General features: G+C 35.7%; 1 protein-coding gene. It reads left to right on the forward strand.

Annotated elements, in window-relative coordinates; genetic code table 11:
• Window positions 1–366: 366 nt before the first annotated feature.
• On the forward strand, window positions 367–549 hold a 183-nt coding region (locus B3W37_RS15590), incomplete at its 3' end, for a sodium/proton-translocating pyrophosphatase (protein ID WP_483176359.1).

The following is a 549-nucleotide window of genomic DNA, read 5'->3' on the forward strand; positions in this document are numbered from 1 at the left end:
ATTATGCAAAACTCTCAAATATAAGATTAACAATGAATATTTCCAAAATTCGGTTCAATATCCGTTAAAACGACCAGGAATGTTTTGGTCTGAAAGTTAAATATACGTAAATTTGAGGGTCTCATGAGATGCCGTATACCGGACGTATAGCGGTGCGAAAGTAGATTAGCCATTTTTTATGCCAGACTGGAGGCGGTTGTTAAATCAGTATACAAAATTTACACCCGGAAATAATACTTTTGCATATTACTTAAAGAAATAAAGTCAGACCAAATATATAATACCACTCGGATAAAAAACAGGCTATACTTTTCGTAAATTTCTCATTATACTTTACCAACAAGCTTAGGAAAAGGAGAATTTAAAATGGGAAACATGATCTTAGCCTACATCGCTGCATCAGTTGGACTACTTTCTCTTTCTTATGCACTGTTTATTTTATATAGTGTGCAAAAGGAAAGTATGGGAACCGCCTCTATGCGCGAGATTTCAGAAGCGATTCAAGAGGGTGCGATCGCTTATATGAATAGGCAGTACAAAACACTGGCA

The sequence above is a fragment of the Syntrophomonas sp. UBA5494 genome (genome assembly GCF_002426325.1).